At 64.3% G+C, this 1,082-nt stretch carries 1 protein-coding gene and 1 pseudogene; both read left to right on the top strand.

All coding sequences use genetic code 11. The features are described 5' to 3' along the window. Positions 1-95 (top strand): annotated as a pseudogene (locus ABI582_RS28630) (type IVB secretion system protein IcmH/DotU); the annotation flags it as partial. Between the two features lie 13 nt (positions 96-108). Further along, the coding region (locus ABI582_RS28625) for a type VI secretion system Vgr family protein (protein WP_442120983.1) at positions 109-1,082 on the top strand (974 nt) is incomplete at its 3' end.

Genomic DNA, 1,082 nt, shown 5'->3' with positions numbered 1-1,082 from the left:
TCGCCATGGTCTGCGCCTACAGCTACTACAGCTACCGCCTCGACCTGCTCACCGCCGAAGTCCTGGAATCGCTCGACGCGATTTTGCAGCAGTAGCGGGGGACGCCACATGCCTAGCCAATCCGATTTGCGCTTTACCTTCCAGCCGCTGGTGGACCGGAGTGAGTTCGAAGTGGTGTCGTTCGAACTGGACGAAGCCATCAGCACGCCGTTCCAGCTGAAGCTGGAACTGGTCAGTTTTGAAGACGATGTCAACTTCGGCCAGCTACTCGACAAGCCGGTGCTGTTCACGATCTGGCGCGGCGAGCGCCCGCTGCGCTACGTGCACGGCCTGGTCAGCACCTTCAGCCAGGGTGAGACGGGCTTTCATCGCACCCGCTACCGCGCCCTGGTCGAACCCGTGCTGGCCCGCGCCGGGCTGCGCTCGAACTGGCGCATCTTCCAGCAGCAAACCGTGCCGCAGATTCTCGAGATCATGCTCAAGCGCCAGGGCATCACTGGCTACGAGCTGAAGAGCATCGACAAGCATGAGGTGCGCGAATTCTGCGTGCAGGCCGGTGAAACCGACCTCGACTTCATCGCCCGCCTGGCCGCTGAAGAGGGTTTCGTCTACCGCTTCGAGCACACACCGAAACTGCACAAGCTGCTGATCACCGACCGGCTGCTGGGGCTGGGGCAGATCAGCCAGGGCGCCATCAAGGTCGAAGACGAGGATGAAAATTTCTTCGACGACGAGACCGACCCCAACCAGGTGCTGTACCACGCCAACAGCGGCGGCGACCAGGCCAGGCCGTGCCTGCGCCGCCTGCGTTACAGCGAGCAGGTGCGTACCGCGCGCCAGGTGCAGCGCGACTACACCTTCACCCACCCGGCCTACCGCCAGGAGCAGCGTGCCGATGGCAGCGACCTCAAGCACCAGGCCACCACGTACGAGCGCTTCGACTACCCTGGCCGCTACAAGCGCGGGGCCGTCGGCGCCCCCTTCACCGCCACCCGCATCACAGCCTGGCGCCATGACGCCCGCATGGCCGAGGTGGAAGGCGACGATGTACGCCTGCAGCCGGGGCTGAGCTTCACCCTGAT

Origin of the sequence: Pseudomonas sp. SAS7 (genome assembly GCF_052112345.1) — a bacterium.
Taxonomy (GTDB): Bacteria; Pseudomonadota; Gammaproteobacteria; order Pseudomonadales; family Pseudomonadaceae; genus Aquipseudomonas; species Aquipseudomonas putida_Q.
Note: the sequence above shows the minus strand (reverse complement) of the source record. Positions and strands in the feature narration are given on the sequence as shown.